Annotated in this window: 15 protein-coding genes; 12 read left to right on the top strand and 3 right to left on the bottom strand. The window is 71.2% G+C overall.

What is annotated here, in order from left to right; translation table 11 throughout:
- Nucleotides 1–123: 123 nt before the first annotated feature.
- From ACFWYS_RS13295 to ACFWYS_RS13285, 3 genes are all read right to left on the bottom strand, one after another.
- On the bottom strand, nt 124–351 hold the full coding sequence (locus tag ACFWYS_RS13295) for a DUF3107 domain-containing protein (RefSeq protein ID WP_019754243.1): 228 nt from the start codon (nt 349–351) through the stop codon (nt 124–126).
- Nucleotides 352–512: 161 nt separating this feature from the next.
- Nucleotides 513–1154 carry a TetR/AcrR family transcriptional regulator gene (locus tag ACFWYS_RS13290; protein WP_384766753.1) on the bottom strand — a complete coding sequence of 214 codons (642 nt, stop codon included), beginning with the start codon at nt 1152–1154 and terminating at the stop codon, nt 513–515.
- A gap of 343 nt (nt 1155–1497) precedes the next feature.
- Nucleotides 1498–1722 carry a hypothetical protein gene (locus ACFWYS_RS13285; protein WP_384766751.1) on the bottom strand — a complete coding sequence of 75 codons (225 nt, stop codon included), beginning with the start codon at nt 1720–1722 and terminating at the stop codon, nt 1498–1500.
- Nucleotides 1723–2006: 284 nt separating this feature from the next.
- On the opposite strand from ACFWYS_RS13285, the gene ACFWYS_RS13280 reads away from it, so the two are divergent.
- The 12 genes from ACFWYS_RS13280 (at nt 2007) to moeZ (ending at nt 17264) form a co-directional block, all read left to right on the top strand.
- Nucleotides 2007–3047, top strand: coding sequence for an alpha/beta fold hydrolase (locus ACFWYS_RS13280; RefSeq protein ID WP_384766749.1), 1041 nt, complete (start codon nt 2007–2009; stop codon nt 3045–3047).
- 470 nt (nt 3048–3517) lie between these two features.
- Complete coding sequence (locus ACFWYS_RS13275; RefSeq protein ID WP_384766845.1) at nt 3518–4903, top strand: DUF3152 domain-containing protein; 1386 nt, start codon at nt 3518–3520, stop codon at nt 4901–4903.
- Nucleotides 4904–4959: 56 nt separating this feature from the next.
- Nucleotides 4960–5052 carry an Ms4533A family Cys-rich leader peptide gene (locus tag ACFWYS_RS13270; protein WP_334313676.1) on the top strand — a complete coding sequence of 31 codons (93 nt, stop codon included), beginning with the start codon at nt 4960–4962 and terminating at the stop codon, nt 5050–5052.
- A gap of 208 nt (nt 5053–5260) precedes the next feature.
- A complete protein-coding gene (locus ACFWYS_RS13265; RefSeq protein WP_384766746.1) occupies nt 5261–6979 on the top strand; it encodes an ABC transporter substrate-binding protein in 1719 nt (572 codons plus the stop codon).
- Nucleotides 6980–7023: 44 nt separating this feature from the next.
- A complete protein-coding gene (locus tag ACFWYS_RS13260; RefSeq protein ID WP_384766743.1) occupies nt 7024–8091 on the top strand; it encodes an ABC transporter permease in 1068 nt (355 codons plus the stop codon).
- Nucleotides 8088–9086 (top strand): ABC transporter permease, encoded by a 999-nt coding sequence (locus ACFWYS_RS13255; protein ID WP_384766741.1) that lies wholly within the window; start codon nt 8088–8090, stop codon nt 9084–9086. Before ACFWYS_RS13260 ends, ACFWYS_RS13255 begins: the two co-directional genes overlap by 4 nt.
- A complete protein-coding gene (locus ACFWYS_RS13250) occupies nt 9083–10729 on the top strand; it encodes a dipeptide ABC transporter ATP-binding protein (protein WP_384766739.1) in 1647 nt (548 codons plus the stop codon). The genes ACFWYS_RS13255 and ACFWYS_RS13250 overlap by 4 nt, the downstream gene beginning before the upstream one ends.
- A 204-nt stretch (nt 10730–10933) precedes the next feature.
- Nucleotides 10934–12652, top strand: coding sequence for a DUF3492 domain-containing protein (locus tag ACFWYS_RS13245; protein WP_384766737.1), 1719 nt, complete (start codon nt 10934–10936; stop codon nt 12650–12652).
- Nucleotides 12649–13938: a hypothetical protein gene (locus ACFWYS_RS13240; RefSeq protein WP_384766734.1), complete on the top strand. Its 1290-nt coding sequence runs from the start codon at nt 12649–12651 to the stop codon at nt 13936–13938. Before ACFWYS_RS13245 ends, ACFWYS_RS13240 begins: the two co-directional genes overlap by 4 nt.
- A gap of 312 nt (nt 13939–14250) precedes the next feature.
- Nucleotides 14251–15255, top strand: a complete 1005-nt coding sequence (locus tag ACFWYS_RS13235; RefSeq protein ID WP_384766731.1) for an NAD-dependent epimerase/dehydratase family protein — start codon at nt 14251–14253, stop codon at nt 15253–15255.
- A complete protein-coding gene (locus ACFWYS_RS13230) occupies nt 15243–16022 on the top strand; it encodes a spherulation-specific family 4 protein (RefSeq protein WP_384766729.1) in 780 nt (259 codons plus the stop codon). Before ACFWYS_RS13235 ends, ACFWYS_RS13230 begins: the two co-directional genes overlap by 13 nt.
- A gap of 63 nt (nt 16023–16085) precedes the next feature.
- The gene (gene moeZ, locus ACFWYS_RS13225) at nt 16086–17264 is read left to right on the top strand and encodes an adenylyltransferase/sulfurtransferase MoeZ (RefSeq protein ID WP_384766726.1); all 1179 of its coding nucleotides are present in this window, start codon (nt 16086–16088) and stop codon (nt 17262–17264) included.
- Nucleotides 17265–17308 lie beyond the last annotated feature (44 nt).

Here is a 17308-nt window from a genome sequence, read left to right as displayed (position 1 = left end):
ACTTTTTAATCCCATCCTCTTTTGCTCACCTTTGTGTCCCCCTTGCTTCCCCACCTGCTTGGGCTCCACTCCCACGTTGCCCTCTCCGCCCCTCTTCCGTCATGCCTGTCTGCCGGCGCCTTCCTACAGCGCGCCGAAGCCCACCTTGCGCGGGGCCGGCTCACCCAGCTCGACGTACGCGAGACGGTCGGCCGGGACCAGGACCTTGCGGCCGTGCTCGTCCACGAGGCTCAGCAGCTGAGACTTCCCGGCCAGTGCCTCGGACACCGCCCGCTCGACCTCTTCGGCACTCTGACCGCTCTCCAGAACGATCTCGCGCGGCGCGTGCTGCACGCCGATCTTGACCTCCACGGCTATGTCCCTCCGACGGTCAGTGAAGTGCGCGACCTTCCGCGCCGTACCCAGCACACATTAGCCCGGTGAGGGGACCTGCACCCGCCGCCCGAGAACGCCAGGAGCGAACAGCGGACGGGAACAAACACCCCGCACACGCGCGTGCGCGTCCGCAGGGCTCAGTGGTGCTCGGAGCCGTGCAGCGGGAAGCCCGCGATGCCGCGCCACGCCAGGGACGTCAGCAGCTGCACCGCCTGGTCGCGCGGAACGCTGCGGTCGCTGTGCAGCCAGGAACGGGCCACGACCTGGGCGAGGCCGCCGAGGCCGGAGGCCAGCAGCATCGACTCCGCGCGCGAAAGGCCGGTGTCCTCGGCGATGACCTCGCAGATCGCCTCGGCGCACTCGGTCGTGACCTTGTCGACCCGCTCGCGCACGGCCGGCTCGTTCGTCAGGTCCGACTCGAAGACCAGGCGGAAGGCGCCGCCGTCGTCCTCGACGTACGCGAAGTACGCGTCCATGGTCGCCCGTACGCGCTGCTTGTTGTCGGTCGTCGACGCGAGCGCGTGGCGTACGGCCTGGATCAGGGACTCGCAGTGCTGGTCCAGCAGTGCGAGGTAGAGGTCGAGCTTGCCCGGGAAGTGCTGGTAGAGCACCGGCTTGCTGACGCCGGCGCGCTCGGCGATGTCGTCCATCGCGGCAGCGTGGTAGCCCTGCGCGACGAATACTTCCTGGGCCGCGCCCAAGAGCTGGTTCCGTCGGGCACGGCGCGGCAGGCGAGTGCCCCGCGGGCGTGCCGCCTCTGTCTGCTCGATGGCTGTCACGCCGCCTCCCAATGTCGTCCACATGCGGTGTGCGCCGCGCCGCCATCGTACTTTTCGGTAACCCGGGTGTGCGCGGTGCGAGCGCAGAATTTCACGGACCGGACGGTGGCGAAAGTCGCGCAGATGGTTTGAAACCGGGATGGAGCGGGCAGCAAGCGGCCTCTTTCCTGCTCAGCGGCGCTCTTTTTCGCACCCGACTGCACGTTCATTCGTGCTCGTGCGCGTTCATTCGCGGTCATGGCCTCCGTCGGTGCGCCGCTGTCGCCGACGGCCGTCCTCTGAAACCGATGTCACCGACAGTCGTCTGTCACCGATTAGTCGTCTGTCACCGATTAGTCGTCTGTCACCGATAGTCGTCCTCGTCGATGGAGACGACGCGCGCCTGCTCGGCCAGATCGGCCTCGTTGGCCTCGTCCTGGTCCACGCCGGTCAGCGGCTCGTCGCGGTCGGGCCTGACGTCGGCGTGCTGCTCGGCCGCGTCGGCCACGGGGGCCTCGACGTCGATTTCCTCGGCTTCCTCGGCGTCGTCGTCCACGAAGGTCTCGGGGTCGGTGGGGTCGACGGCCATGGTGGGCTCCCTTCCTAGAACGTCCCCGTGGATGGGGCACAACGTCCCTGGGTGAAGCAGGGGTCCACATACGGGTGCCCTGCGTACGAGCCTAGGAGACACGGGTTCCGGACGCTATGCGATCCGCGTGCCATCTGCGGGGGTCTGTGGGGGATCGATGAGGATCAGGGGGAGCTTCGGATGTGCTCATGGTCTGCCCGGTTGGGCAATTCATTGCCATGTACGTGTCGAGTTGTGATGGCGAACACATGAACCACGACGTGATCGTCTCGTAACATTGCCGCATGTCTTCGACCGAGCTCCCGTCTGCGCCGGCCGCCAATGTGCTCCCGAAGGTGGCGACCGTCAGGGTCGCGGAGGGGGAGCGGCTGCGGTCGGTCGGGCTGCCGGGGATCACGCTGACGGTGCGTTCCCGGCCGCCCGCGCGTGAGGGGCTGCCGCCCGCGCTCTACGTCCATGGACTCGGGGGTTCCTCGCAGAACTGGTCGGCGATGATGGAGCAGCTCGAAGGCGACGTCGACTGCGAGGCCGTCGATCTGCCGGGCTTCGGAGACTCGCCACCGCCGGACGACGGCGACTACTCGATCACCGCGCACGCACGCGCGGTGATCCGCTATCTCGACGCCTCCGACCGCGGTCCCGTGCACCTTCTCGGCAACTCGCTCGGCGGCGCCGTCACCACACGCGTCGCCGCGGTACGCCCCGACCTGGTCCGGACGCTCACCCTCGTGTCGCCGGCGCTGCCGGAGATCCGCGTCCAGCGCACCGCCGTCCCCACCGCGCTGCTCGCCATGCCCGGTGTGACCACGCTCTTCACGCGGATCACCCAGTCGTGGACGGCGGAACAGCGCGTCCGGGGCGTGCTGCATCTCTGCTACGGCGACCCCGGGCGGGTGACGCCGGAAGGATTCAGCAACGCGGTCGCGGAGATGGAGCGGCGGCTGCAACTGCCGTACTTCTGGGACGCGATGACGCGCTCCGCACGCGGGCTGGTCAACGCCTACACCCTGGGCGGGCAGCACGCGCTGTGGCGCCAGGCCGAGCGGGTGCTGGCGCCGACGCTGCTCATCTACGGCGGCCGGGACCAACTCGTGGGCTACCGCATGTGCCGGAAGGCCGCGCGCACCTTCCGTGACTCCCGGCTGCTGAGCCTGCCCGAGGCCGGGCATGTGGCGATGATGGAGTACCCGGAGGTGGTCGCCCACGCGTTCCGTGGACTCCTCGCGGAGACGGGGGAGTCGGCGGTCGCCGGGCGCGCAGCGGGTGAGGGTGCTGCCGGGGGCGCGGGCGAGGACGATGCCGTGACCGAGAGCGCGGGGAGCTGAGGCGCGACGTGGGACGCCACAGCCGCCGCGGTTCGGCCGCCAAGCGCGACACCGCGGACACAACTGCACGACAGGGCTCCCGGGGTGCACCGCCGGAGACGGGCACCGATCGGCGGGGTCCGTCTGCGCCGGGCGCCGGTCCTGGGAGGGTTCCGACTTCCCGGCCGGGTGCGGCTCCGGGGGCGGGGCAGGGTGGTTGGCCGCAGTCCGGTGGGGCGGGCGGTCCCGGGGGTTCGGGTGGGCCTGGTGGCCCAGGTGGTCTTGGCGGTTCGACTGGTCCCGGTGGTCCGAGTGGTCCCGGTGGTCTGGGCGGTCCCGGTGGTCGCCGGGTGCCGGGTCCAGCGACGGGGCGGCAGGGGACGCCCGCGGGTGCGGCACCGGCGTATGGCGGGCGGGGCTTTCCGGACGGTACGCCTGCGCAAGGGGTGCCGCGGTTTCCGGACGGTACGCCCGCGCAAGGGGTGCCGCGGATTCCTGACGGTACGCCCCCGCATGGCTTTCCGCGGTTCCCCGATGGCACGCCCGCGCACGGATTCCCCCGGTTTCCTGACGGTACGCCCGCGCAAGGGGTGCCGCGGCTCCCTGACGGCACCCCCGCGCACGGATTCCCGCGCCTTCCCGACGGGACTCCCGCCCATGGCGTGCCTCGAATACCCGACGGGACTCCGGCTCATGGCACCCCCCGGATTCGCGGCGGCCACCCCGAGCAGCATGAACCCGGGGGCGGCTGGGGCGAGTTGAGGGGGCGGACCGGCGTTGCCAACGGCGCTCCCTCCGCAGCCGGTGCTCCGCCCGCGACCGGTGTTCCCCTGCCGCGGCCCCGGCGGGCGCCGCGCTCCGAGGGGCCCCGCCAGGACTACCTGGACGCCTTCGGCGAGGACGTCGACGTCTTCGCGCCTCGTACGGCCGACTCCGCGCACGCCGCCGACCCGTACGCCTCCGTCACCGACTGGGACACCGAGGTCGGGACCGGGAACGACTCAGGCGTCGGTACCCCGAACGGCACCGAGCTCGACGACGCCCTGCCGACCGGCGAGCCCGTGCCGGAGAAGGGCGCCAAGGGCCGCACTTTCACCGGCATAGCTGCCGCCGCGGTCGTCACTGTGCTGGCGGTCGTCGTCGCCGGGCAGGTCGCGAAGGGGCGGGACGACGGCGACACGCAGTCGCAGTCCGCCACGGAGCAGGGGCGGGACGCGCGTGACGGGGCCGTGAGCGGGGACGGGCAGCCGACGCCGGGTTCGCCGAGCGTGGCGCCGCTGACGTACGAGCAGAAGATGGGCGAGAGGTACGCGCTCGGCGCCACGCTCAAGGGCTCGGGCAGGTTCGACGCGGTCCCGGGGATCGCCAAGGCGCCCGGCACGGGGCAGAAGTTCACCTATCGCGTGGACGTGGAGCAGGGACTGGGGCTCGACGGCGAACTCTTCGCCGAGGCCGTGCAGAAGACGCTCAACGACGACCGGAGCTGGGCCCACAACGGCGCCCGTACCTTCGAACGCATCTATTCGGGCAAACCCGACTTCGTCATCACGCTGGCCAGCCCCGGCACCACCGCCGTCTGGTGCGCCAAGTCCGGGCTCGACACCACCGAGGACAACGTGTCGTGCGACTCGGCCGCCACCGAGCGCGTCATGATCAATGCGTACAGATGGGCGCAGGGGTCGACGACATACGGTGATCGAATCCATGCGTACCGGCAGATGCTGATCAACCACGAGGTCGGCCACCGGCTCGGCTTCAGTCATGTCACCTGCGACAAGGACGGCGATCTCGCGCCGGTCATGCAGCAGCAGACCAAGTTCCTCGACCATGACGGGATCCACTGTCGACCCAACCCCTGGGCATATCCCGGGAGTTGACGGGTGCTCCATACGTCACATTGACATGTGCAGCGTGTTCGTACATATTTCTGCACATGTCGACCCGTCACGCCTCCTCTCGCGCCGCCATCGAGCTGGCGCTCATCGGCGTGACCGCTCTGTGCGTGGCCGACATCGACTGTCGCTGACGCTCGCCCTTCGGCGTTCGCGTCGCGATCTCCCTTCTCTCCTGTGAGCTGTTGACGGGTATTGATCCCGCAGCTCGGTCACGGGCTTCTTGGCTTCTCGACGACCCGACGCCGGGGCAGACGTCTGCTTCCTTCCGTCTCACTCCGCGGCAACCTGTCTCGCTATTCAAGATTGCGCGGGATTCTTCAATCCGAGAGGTCGTCTCCGATGCGTCAACCGTCCGTCATAGCGCGCCGCGTGGCCGCGGCATCCGTCAGCCTGGTCGTGGCAGCGGGTGCCGCCGCCTGCGGGCCTGAGGACAACGATGCCAAGGGTGCCGGCGGCGACTCCACGCCCCACAAGGGCGGCACGCTCACGGTCCTGAACTCCAATCCGCAGCAGGACTTCGACCCCGCCCGTCTGTACACCTCCGGCGGCGGCAACGTCCCGTCCCTGGTCTTCCGCACCCTCACCACCCGCAACCGCGAGAACGGCGAGGCCGGCGCCGAGGTCGTCCCCGACCTCGCCACCGACACCGGGCGCCCGAACAAGGACGCCACCGTGTGGACGTACACCCTGAAGAACGGCCTCAAGTACGAGGACGGCACCCCGATCACCTCGGCCGACGTCAAGTACGGCATCGAGCGCTCCTTCGCCCCCGAACTGTCCGGTGGCGCGCCCTACCTGCGGGACTGGCTGGTCGGTGCGGCCGACTACCAGGGGCCGTACAAGGACAAGAAGGGGCTCTCGGCGATCGAGACGCCGGACGCGCGGACCATCGTCTTCCATCTGAACAAGCCCGAGGGTGAGTTCCCGTACCTCGCCACGCAGACGCAGTTCGCGCCCGTCCCGAAGGCCGAGGACACCGGCACGAAGTACGAGCAGCACCCGGTCTCGTCCGGGCCGTACAAGGTCGTCGAGAACGAGAACGACGGTGAGCGGATCGTCCTGGAGCGCAACACGCACTGGTCCGCCGGTACGGATGCCGAGCGCAAGGCGTACCCGGACAAGATCGACGTACGGTCCGGGCTCGACTCGTCCGTGATCAACCAGCGGCTGTCCGCGTCCCAGGGCGCGGACGCGGCCGCGGTCACCACGGACACCAACCTCGGCCCGGCCGAACTGGCCAAGGTGACCGGCGACAAGGAACTTGCTTCTCGCGTCGGTACCGGACACTTCGGCTACACCAACTACATCGCGTTCAACCCGACGATCAAGCCGTTCAACAACGTCAAGGTGCGACAGGCGATCTCGTACGCCATCGACCGGTCGTCCGTGGTAAACGCCGCGGGTGGTTCCGCGCTGGCCGAGTCCGCCACCACCTTCCTGCCGGACCAGAAGTCCTTCGGACACACGCCGTACGACCACTTCCCGGCGGGCACTAGCGGCGACCCCGAGAAGGCCAAGGAGCTGCTGAAGGAGGCCGGCTACGGGAACGGGCTCACCCTCACCCTGACCCACTCCAACGCCAAGGACTTCGAGACCAGCCCCGAGATCGCCACCGCGGTCCAGGACGCGCTGAAGAAGGCCGGCATCACGGTCAAGCTCCAGGGGCTGGAGGAGAACGACTACTCCGACAAGATCCACAACGTGAAGACGGAGCCCGGCTTCTTCCTCGCCCACTGGGGCGCGGACTGGCCCTCCGGCGGTCCCTTCCTCGCCCCGATCTTCGACGGCCGGCAGATCGTCAAGGACGGCGCGAACTTCAACACGGGCCTGCTCAATGACAAGTCGGTCAATGCCGAGATTGACGCGATCAACAAGTTGACCGATCTTGACGCGGCCGCCAAGCGGTGGGGTGCACTGGACAAGAAGATCGGCGAGCAGGCGCTCACCGTGCCGCTGTTCCACCCCGTCTACAAGCGGCTGGTCGGCAGCGACATCAAGAACGTCGTGATCAGCGACTGGACCGGCGTGCTGGACATCTCCCAAGCCGCGGTCAAGTAGTCAGTGGACCTGGTCAAGCAATCAATGAGTCTGGTCAAGTCATCATGAGTGAGGCCTTGTTGACCTCGCGGGCCCCCGGGGCGGACACCACCGCCGTCCCGGGGGCCTCCGGGGCCCGTCAGTTCTGGCGGCGGCTGCGGACGCAGCGTGCCGCCCTCGTCGCGGCGGTCGTCGTCGCGCTGCTCGTCCTGGTCGCGCTCGCCGCACCGCTGCTCACCGCGATCGAGGGCCAGGATCCGACCACGTATCACCCGTCCCTGGTGGACTCCGCGCGCGGCGGCGTGCCCATGGGGTCGTTCGGGGGAATGAGCGCCGAGCACTGGCTCGGAGTCGAACCGCAGACCGGCCGGGACCTGTTCGCGCGGCTCGTCCACGGCGCGCGCGTGTCCCTCGGTGTCGCGCTGGCCGCGACGGTCGTGCAGCTCGTGCTGGGCGTCGTCATCGGCGTCGCGGCCGGGCTCGGCAACCGCTGGGTGGACCTGCTCCTGACCCGGATCGCCGACATCTTCGTGGCCATGCCGCTGATGGTCGTCGCGCTGGCCCTGCTCGCCGTCGTGCCCACCAGTTTCCCGCGCCCCGTCCTGGTGGCGCTGGTCGTCGGACTGGTCTCCGGCTGGGGCACGCTCGCCAAGATGGTGCGCGCGCAGACGCTCACCCTCAAGCAGCTCGACTATGTCGCCGCCGCCCGGCTCAGCGGCTGGGGCACGGTCCGGATCGCCCGCCGCGAGCTGCTCCCCGGCCTCGCGGCCCCCGTCATCACCTTCGCCGCGATCCTCGTACCGACGAACATCACCGTGGAGGCGGCCCTGTCCTTCCTCGGCGTGGGTGTGAAGCCGCCTACGCCCTCCTGGGGACAGATGCTCACCTCCGCGGACGTCTGGTACCAGGCGGCACCGCAGTATCTGCTGCTGCCCGCGGGCGCGCTGTTCGTGACCGTCCTCGCCCTCACCGCGCTCGGCGACGGCGTCCGCACGGCCCTCGACCCGCGCGCGGCATCCCGGCTGCGCGTCGGGACGGGCCGCAAGCGGGAGGACAAGCGGAGGGACAAGCAGGAGGACAGGCGGAAGGACAAGCAGGAGGGCAAGCGGGAGAGCAAGGGGGAGGTCTCGTGAGCGGCTTCGGTGGTTTCGTGCTGCGCCGCGCGACCGGCGCCCTGGTCACCCTGCTAGCCCTCTCGGTGATCATCTACGTCGTCTTCTACGTCACCCCCGGCAATGTCGCCCAGATCACCTGCGGCCCGCGCTGCTCACCCGCCCAGGTGCAGCAGGTCGCCGAGCAACTGCATCTGAACGACCCGCTGTACACCCGCTACTGGCACTTCCTGCAGGGCCTCCTCGTCGGCCAGGACTACTCCACCGGCACCTCGGTCCAGCACTGCTCGGCGCCCTGCCTCGGGCTGTCGTACCAGAGCGACCAGCAGGTCACGGCGCTGATCCTGGCGAAGCTGCCGGTCACGGCCTCGCTCGCGCTCGGCGCCATGGTGCTGTGGCTGGTCATCGGCGTCGGCACCGGTGTGCTGTCGGTGTGGCGGCGCGGCCGGTTCACCGAGCGGCTGCTGACCACGCTCACCCTCGCGGGCATGTCCACGCCCGTCTTCGTCATCGGACTCGTCCTGATGATCGTCGTCTGCGGGCAACTGGAGCTGCTGCCCTTCCCGCAGTACGTCGCCTTCACCGACGACCCCGAACAGTGGGCCTGGAACCTGCTGCTGCCCTGGCTGTCGCTCGCGCTCATCGAGTCCGCGACATACGCCCGGCTGACCCGCGCCTCGATGCTGGAGACCCTCGCCGAGGACCACGTCCGCACCTTCCGGGCCTACGGCGTCGGGGAGCGGGCGATCATCTGGCGGCACGCCCTGCGCGGCGCGGTGGCCCCGCTCATCGCCGTGAACGCCAACAACATCGGCGTCCTGTTCGGCGGGGCCGTGCTCACCGAGTCGCTGTTCGGGCTGCCCGGCATCGGCCGGGAGATGGTCGAGGCGGTCAAGGTCGTCGACCTGCCGGTGGTCGTCGGGATGGTCCTGGTGACCGGCTTCTTCGTGGTCCTCGCGGGCGCCGTCGCGGACGGCCTGTACGCGGTGGCCGACCGACGGGTGGTGCTGGCATGAGCGATGTCGAGAAGGTTCGGTCCCGGAGCCTGGTCGAAGTGACCGGCCTGACGGTCGACTTCGGGGACCTGCGCGCCGTCGACGGCCTCTCCCTGCGCCTGGAGCGCGGCGCCGCCCTCGCCCTCGTCGGCGAGTCCGGCTCCGGCAAGTCCACGGTCGCCTCCGCCCTGCTCGGGCTGCACCGCGGCACGGGCGCGCGGGTGGGCGGCTCGATCGACGTCGCCGGCGTGGACGTACAGGAGGCGTCGGACGAGGAACTGCGGCGGCTGCGCGGCGGGAAGGCCGCCATGGTCTTCCAGGACCCGCTGTCCTCGCTCGACCCGTACTACGCCATCGGCGACCAGATCGCCGAGGTGTACCGGGTACACACGCGTGCCTCACGACGAGCGGCACGCGCGCGTGCGGTGGAGGTACTGGACCGGGTTGGAATTCCGGACGCGGTACGGCGATCCCGCTCACGCCCGCACGAGTTCAGCGGCGGCATGCGCCAACGCGCCCTCATCGCCATGGCGCTGGCCTGCGAGCCCGACCTGCTGATCGCCGACGAGCCCACGACCGCGCTCGACGTGACCGTCCAGGCCCAGATCCTCGACCTCCTGCACACGCTCCGCGAGGAGACCGCGATGGGGCTCCTGCTCGTCACGCACGACGTCGGAGTCGCCGCCGAGAGCGTCGACGAGGTGCTGGTGATGCGGCACGGGCGCGCGGTCGAACACGGTCCGGTCTCCGCCGTACTGGGCTCGCCCGCGCAGCCGTACACGCGCGAACTGCTCGGCGCGGTCCCGCGCGTGGACGCGGCGACGCGGGCGGCGTCCGAGAGCTCCGAGGGACCGGCGGACGTCGTCCTGGAGGCGACCGGCCTGCGCCGTGAGTTCGGGCGCGGGAAGCGGGCGTTCACGGCGGTGGACGACGTGTCGCTGACGATCCGCCGCGGCGAGACCCTCGGGATCGTCGGCGAGAGCGGCAGCGGGAAGACGACGCTCGGACGCATGCTGGTGGGCCTCCTGGAGCCGACGGCCGGGGAGGTCCGTCACGAGGGGCACGCGCGCGTGGGCGTGGATCCGGCCGTGCAGATGGTCTTCCAGGACCCCGTCTCCTCCCTCAACCCCCGCCGCAGCGTGGGCGAGTCGATCGCCGATCCGCTCCGCGCGCGGGGCGAGTCGGACGAGGGGCTTATCCAGGGGCGCGTACGGGAACTGCTGGAGCGCGTGGGGCTAGAAGCGGCGCACTACGACCGCTATCCGCACGAGTTCAGCGGAGGCCAGCGCCAGCGCGTGGGCATCGCGCGGGCGCTCGCGGCCGACCCGCGCGTCATCGTCTGCGACGAGCCCGTCTCCGCGCTCGACGTCACCACCCAGGCCCAGGTGGTCGCCCTGCTCGGCGAGTTGCAGCGCGAACTCGGACTCGCCCTCGTCTTCGTCGCCCACGATCTCGCCGTCGTACGCCAGGTCAGCGACCGGGTCGCGGTGATGCGGCGCGGGCGGATCGTCGAAGAGGGCCCCGCCGACGAGGTGTACGACAACCCGCAGGACCCGTACACCAAGCAGCTCCTGGCCGCCGTACCGGCGCTCGACCCGCGGATCGCGGCCCAGCGGCGGGCGGCACGACGGGAGTTGGCCGTGGTGCCGGCCGTTCAGGTGTGACGATCCGTGCGCGAATGAACTCCTAGCGCGACGGAACGCGACCCGCACGGGAAAGTTACGACCGTTCACCCCTTTTGGTGGTGCGATGGACAACCGTCCGTCGCGCCACCGCCTTGTCCCCTTACGTTCGTCCCGCTGCGAGCCGCCACGGGAACGGCGGCTCCCCATAAGGGAGATCGGTTACGGGAGATCGGGGGTGTACGCGTGCGCATCGGACTGATTGCGGAGGGTGGCTATCCGTATGTGAGCGGTGACGCCAGGCTCTGGTGCGACCGGCTCGTGCGCGGGCTCGGACAGCACGAGTTCGACATCTACGCGCTCAGCCGCAGCGAGCGCCAGGAGGGCGAGGGCTGGATCCCGCTGCCCCCGCAGGTCAGCCGCGTCCGTACGGCGCCGCTGTGGACGGCGGAGGACGACGGCGTGGTGTACGGGCGCCGGGCCCGGCGCCGGTTCGCCGAGTGCTACGGCGAGCTGGTGGCCATGCTCTGCGCGGGCGGTGCCCTAGCGGGTTCCGGTTCCTCCGAGGAGGCGTCGGAGACGTCGGCCACTGAGGCGGACCGTTTCGCCAACGCGTTGTACGGGCTCGCCGAACTCGCCCGCGACGAGGGCGGGCTGGTGGGAGCGCTCCGCTCCGAGGCCGCCGTACGCGCCCTGGAGCGCGCCTGCCGTGCCCGGGGCGCTCTGCGCACGGCGCGTGAGGCGCGCGTACCCGATCTGCTGGCCGTCACCGCCCACCTGGAACGCGCCCTGCGCCCCCTCTCGCTCGACTGGTACGAGGACGACGGCCTGGGCGCGGCCGACCTGTGCCACGCCACGTCCGGCGGCTCGGCGGCCCTGCCCGGCCTGCTCGCCCGGCACTTCTGTGACGTCCCGCTGCTCCTGACCGAGTACGGGGTCCGGCTCCGCACCCACTACCTGGCCCCCGCCGAGTCCTCGCCGGCCGTACGCTCCCTGCTCGCCGCCCTCCACGGCAGGCTCGCCGCCGAGGCCTACACCCGGGCCGCCCTCATCACCCCCGGCAACGGCCACGCCCGCCGCTGGCAGGAACGCTGCGGCGCGGACCGGGAGAAGCAGCGCACCGTCTACCCCGGCATGGACGCCTCCCGTTTCGCGGAGGTCGGCGAGGCCCCGGAGTGCGCGGACCCGGACACGCTGGTCTGGGTCGGCCGTGTCGAACCGGCCAAGGACCTGGTGTCGCTGCTGCACGCCTTCGCCGAGGTCCGCAAGGAGGAGCCCAAGACGCGTCTGCGGATCGTCGGCGCTCCCTCGGGTGCCGAGGGCGCCGCCTACCTCGGCCACTGCAGGGTGCTGGCCGCACAGCTCTTCCCCGACGAGGCCGAGGGCCCGCACACGGTCGGCGACAACCCCGTCTCCTTCGAGGAGATCGGCGGCCCGGAGATCCCGGCCCTCGCAGACGCCTACGCCTCCGGCGCCGTGACCGTCCTGTCCAGCGTCGTCGAGGGCTTTCCGATCGGCCTGGTCGAGGCCATGCTCTGCGGCCGCGCGACGGTGTCCACGGACGTCGGCGCGGTGGTGGAGGTGATCGGCGGCACCGGTCTCGTCGTACCACCGCGCAACCCGCGGGCGCTCGCGGAGGCCTGCGTGGCGCTGCTGCGCGACCCCGAGCGCCGTGCGCGCCTGGGCGCGGCCGCACGCGCGCGTGCCCTCGAACTGTTCACCGTCGAGCAGAACGTCGCGGCATTTCACGGCATTTACCTGGAGATCGTCTCGCGCACCCCGGTCCGCCGCGTCGTCCTCGACGAGGCCGGAGCCCCGTTGCCCTTCGGCGTCCCCGCCGAGGCGCATGTCCCCGGCCGCTGGACCGACCGAGGCGCACGCCTGGTGGCCCGCGGCGGCCCGGCCCGCCCGGCGGCGGCCCCCGTACGTGCCACCGCGGTGCCCGCGAGGGAGGGGGCGCGATGAGCGGGCCAGGACGGCTGGACCGCCCCGGCGCCCCGACCAGCCCCGGCGCCTGGGAGGAAGGGTCGGAGGAATGGATCGCGGCAGGGACGGACGTAGGCGAAGACCGAGCCGCAGGAAGGCCCACCACGGCCGCCGATGACCCACACCCCGTCCGCACCGCCGGCGACGGGTGGCGCGGCCCCGGCGGCGCCCGCCCGACGCCCACCCGCCGCACCGGCGCCGACCCGGTGAAAGCGCTGATGCACCGTCATCGTGACCTGTGTGAACGCGCGGTGGACCCCCTGGAGATCGCCGCCGGCCTGGAGGTCCACGGCATCACCGACCGCACCGCGGCACGCTTCCTGCACCGGGACGTCTTCTCCCTTGCGGAGGAGATGTACGCCCGAGTGCCCCGGGACGCCGAAGCGTCCCCCCTCGCCCCGGCCCTCACCATCCCCCGCGCACGAGCTGACTGGATCCTGCTCACCCTCCTCCCCGGGGTCCTCTGCGCGGCGGCCGTGACCGCCCTGCACCTCACCCACGGCCGGTCCCGTCTGATCGCGGCCGCGGCAGGAGCCTTCGTCGTGGCCCTCGCCCTGCGCGCGGCCCTGGCCCGAGGCCCGTTCGCCACCGCGGACCGCACGAACCCGACCGCCACCCGGACCTGCTGGCTCATCGCCTACGCCCTCCTCGGCGACGGACTCCTCCGAGCGGCCGCCGCCGGAGGCCCGGACGCCCTCCCCACGGGCACCGCCGAGGGCCCCTGGCCCTTCGCCGCCGCCCCCGTCCTGGCCCTCGCCCTCTCCTGCGCCCCCGCGGCCTGGTGCGCCCACCTCCTCGCCGTACGGGCCCGCCGCAAACTGTCCGCCAGCCGAGGCCTGGGAGAGTTCGCCACCTCCGTAAAGCCCCTGCTCCTGGGCACCTTCGCCCTGTACCTCTGCGCCCTGACGGCCCTGCTGACCCTGACCACCACCGTCCTGGACGAGCCGGCCGCCTACCCCCAGACCCTCACCCTGGGCGCCCTTCTGCTCCTCGCCCGCCTCCTCACCGCCCACGGCTTCACCCATGCCCCCGCCCTCGTCCTCACTGCCGCCGCGGCAGCCGAGACAACGGCCCTGACCAGCCTCTTCGCGGCCCGCCTCCCCGGCTGCGCCTGGCTGGCAACCCCCACGCAGGGCCTCGTCGACGCCTTGGGCCCCGCAGCCATCCCCACGCTCGCCTGCGGCGCGGGCGCCCTGACCCTCCTGATCCACGCCACACGCACCCTCACGCGGGCGTCGGCACACGTGAGGCAGGACCAGCGGTGATGACGCGACAGGCATCAGCGATCGGCTGCAGCCGCAGCCGTAGCCGCGTACGACGGGCAGGGGACGGGCCACGGGGACGGCGCGGTCCCGACCCGCGACGCACCCGCAGGCACCCCGCGTACCCCCACACGCACACCCACGCGCACCCCCACACACCGGTACAGGCCCCCGCAGGCATACGCGTCCGTGACCCCGACGAAGTCCTTCCGCCTGAACCCCTCTCCCTGAAGTCCCTTTCCCCGAAGCCTTTGAAGGAGACCTCCAAATGATCACCTCCCGACCCGACCACCCCTCGGCCCCGGGAGCCGCCCGATGAGAGTCCTGCTGATCGGAGCCAACGGCTACCTCGGCCGCTTTGTAGCCGACCGCCTTCTCGCCGACCCCGCGGTGCAACTCACCGCCCTGGGCCGCGGCGACGACGCCGACGTCCGCTTCGACCTCGCGTCCGGCAGCCCCGGCGCCCTCACCCGCTTCCTCGATGCGGTCCACCCGGGCGTCGTCATCAACTGCGCCGGCGCGACCAGAGGCGGCGCCCGCGAGCTCACCCGCCACAACACCGTCGCCGTCGCCACGGTCTGCGAGGCCCTGCGCCGCAGCGGCTGCGGCGCCCGCCTCGTCCAGATCGGCTGCGGCGCCGAGTACGGTCCGAGCCAGCCCGGTTCCTCCACGGCCGAGGACGCCGTCCCGCGCCCCGGCGGCCCGTACGGCGTCAGCAAACTCGCCGCCACCGAACTGGTCCTGGGCTCCGGCCTGGACGCCGTGGTCCTGCGGGTCTTCTCACCCGCCGGCCCCGGCACCCCCGCCGGCTCACCCCTCGGCCGCCTCGCCGAGGCCATGCGCCGCGCCATGCAGTCCGGCGACGGCGAACTCAAACTCACCGGCCTGGGCGCCCAGCGCGACTTCGTCGACGTCCGCGACGTGGCCCGCGCTGTCCACGCCGCCTCGCTCTCGGCCGCGCAGGGCGTCATCAACATCGGCTCCGGCCGCGCCGTCCGCCTCCGCGACGCCGCCGCCGTACTCGCCCGCGTGGCCGGATACGGGGGCGCCCTCCACGAACTCGACGGCCCGCCCGTCCCGTTGCGGCCCAGCATCGGCCACCCCCGCGCCGACTCGGACCACATGCTCCACGCGACCCACGCGAGCCATGCCGCCCACCCGGGCCACGCCGCCCCGGTCGCGTACCCGTACCCGGACGGCTGCGGCAGCTGGCAGCAGGCCGATGTGCGCACCGCACGCGACCGGCTCGGCTGGCGCCCCCGGATCAACCTCGAAGAGTCCCTGGGTGACATCTGGATGGAGGCGGCATGCCGTATCTGACAGGCACCACACCGACCACATCGAGCACGGACCTCCGCCCCGGCCTCGGCATCCCCGGCTACGCCCATCCCCTTCTCGCCCCCACCGAGTGGGGCGAACTCACCCGCCCCGGCACCCCCGTGCACTGGGTCGTCCTGAACGTCGCCAACGGTCCCGGCGCCCGCCCGGACCCGCACTGCCTCCAGGCCGCCGACCGGCTCCGCACCGCGGGAGTCCGCGTCCTCGGTCATCTCGACACGGCCCGCCTGCGCACGGACCGGATCGGCACGACCCACGGCGCCCGCGCCTTCGGCGAGGTGATCTCCGAGGCGCACCGGTACCTCGACTGGTACCGGGTCGACGGCTTCTTCCTGGACGGCTGCCCCACCGAACGCGCTGCGCTGCCCGAGATCCGCCGCACGGCCGCCACCCTCCGTGCGCTGCGTGACAAGGCCCACATCGTCTTCGGCCACGGCACCCATCCGCACCCCGGGTACGCCGAGTGCGCCGACCAGCTGGTCACCTTCCGGGGCTCCTGGAGCGACTACCGCTGGTCGCAGGTGGCGGAGTGGACGGCCGACTATCCGCCCGACCGCTTCTGCCACTTCGTCCATGGAGTGCCCCTCGGCCACCTCGACGAGGCGCTGCGCATCGCCCGCTGGCAGGGCGCCTCGACGATCTGGTTCACCGACCGCACGGACCGCGGCGGTCGCACCGATCCCTGGGAGACCATGCCCGGCTACTGGGACGAAATCGTCTCGCGGATCGGAACAGGTGTCTCGGAATGAAAAAGCCCATGGCAGTGTTACGGGGAGAACAACTGTAGTGATCGACCGACCAACGGAGTCCCCGTGTCGCTGCCACCCCTGGTCGAGCCCGCCCCCGAGCTCACCGTAGACGAGGTTCGCAGGTACTCCCGCCACCTGATCATCCCTGATGTGGGGATGGACGGGCAGAAGCGGCTGAAGAACGCCAAGGTGCTGTGTGTGGGCGCCGGTGGCCTGGGCTCGCCGGCGCTGATGTACCTGGCGGCCGCGGGCGTGGGCACGCTCGGCATCGTGGAGTTCGACGAGGTCGACGAGTCGAACCTGCAGCGCCAGATCATCCACAGCCAGTCCGACATCGGCCGCTCCAAGGCCGAGTCCGCCTGTGACAGCGTCAAGGGCATCAACCCGTACGTGAACGTGATCCTTCACGAGGAGCGGCTTGAGGCCGACAACGTGATGGACATCTTCAGCCAGTACGACCTGATCGTCGACGGTACGGACAACTTCGCGACCCGCTACCTCGTCAACGACGCCTGCGTGCTGCTGAACAAGCCGTACGTGTGGGGCTCGATCTACCGCTTCGACGGCCAGGCCTCGGTCTTCTGGTCCGAGCACGGCCCCTGCTACCGCTGCCTCTACCCGGAGCCCCCGCCCCCGGGCATGGTCCCGTCCTGCGCCGAGGGCGGCGTGCTCGGTGTGCTGTGCGCGTCCATCGGCTCCATCCAGGTCAACGAGGCCATCAAGCTCCTCGCGGGCATCGGCGAGCCGCTGGTCGGCCGCCTGATGATCTACGACGCCCTGGAGATGCAGTACCGCCAGGTCAAGGTCCGCAAGGACCCGGACTGCGCGGTCTGCGGCGAGAACCCGACCGTCACCGAGCTCATCGACTACGAGGCCTTCTGCGGCGTCGTCTCCGAGGAGGCCCAGGAGGCGGCGGCCGGCTCCACGATCACTCCCAAGCAGCTCAAGGAGTGGATCGACGACGGCGAGAACATCGAGATCATCGACGTCCGCGAGATCAACGAGTACGAGATCGTCTCGATCCCCGGCGCCAAGCTGATCCCGAAGAACGAGTTCCTCATGGGCAGTGCCCTGGAGACCCTCCCGCAGGACCGGAAGATCGTCTTGCACTGCAAGACGGGTGTCCGCAGTGCGGAAGTCCTCGCGGTCCTGAAGTCCGCTGGCTTCGCCGACGCCGTGCACGTCGGCGGCGGCGTGATCGGCTGGGTCAACCAGATCGAGCCGGACAAGCCGGTCTACTGACCCGATCTGCTTCACGCGGCGGGGGCTTCGCGCACCACGGGTGC

Source organism: Streptomyces sp. NPDC059010 (genome assembly GCF_042740355.1).
Lineage (GTDB): Bacteria > Actinomycetota > Actinomycetes > Streptomycetales > Streptomycetaceae > Streptomyces.
The sequence above is the reverse complement of the archived record's forward strand: the minus strand, read 5'-3'. Positions and strand labels throughout refer to the sequence as shown.

Excerpts from the sequence above, each read along its gene's own strand:
- ACFWYS_RS13240 (WP_384766734.1), top strand. The coding sequence starts at position 12,649 with ATGAGCGGGCCAGGACGGCTGGACCGCCCCGGCGCCCCGACCAGCCCC.
- ACFWYS_RS13260 (WP_384766743.1), top strand. The coding sequence starts at position 7,024 with ATGAGTGAGGCCTTGTTGACCTCGCGGGCCCCCGGGGCGGACACCACC.
- ACFWYS_RS13280 (WP_384766749.1), top strand. The coding sequence starts at position 2,007 with ATGTCTTCGACCGAGCTCCCGTCTGCGCCGGCCGCCAATGTGCTCCCG.
- ACFWYS_RS13250 (WP_384766739.1), top strand. The coding sequence starts at position 9,083 with ATGAGCGATGTCGAGAAGGTTCGGTCCCGGAGCCTGGTCGAAGTGACC.
- ACFWYS_RS13235 (WP_384766731.1), top strand. The coding sequence starts at position 14,251 with ATGAGAGTCCTGCTGATCGGAGCCAACGGCTACCTCGGCCGCTTTGTA.
- ACFWYS_RS13270 (WP_334313676.1), top strand. The coding sequence starts at position 4,960 with ATGTCGACCCGTCACGCCTCCTCTCGCGCCGCCATCGAGCTGGCGCTC.
- ACFWYS_RS13230 (WP_384766729.1), top strand. The coding sequence starts at position 15,243 with ATGCCGTATCTGACAGGCACCACACCGACCACATCGAGCACGGACCTC.
- ACFWYS_RS13285 (WP_384766751.1), bottom strand. The coding sequence starts at position 1,722 with ATGGCCGTCGACCCCACCGACCCCGAGACCTTCGTGGACGACGACGCC.
- ACFWYS_RS13265 (WP_384766746.1), top strand. The coding sequence starts at position 5,261 with ATGCGTCAACCGTCCGTCATAGCGCGCCGCGTGGCCGCGGCATCCGTC.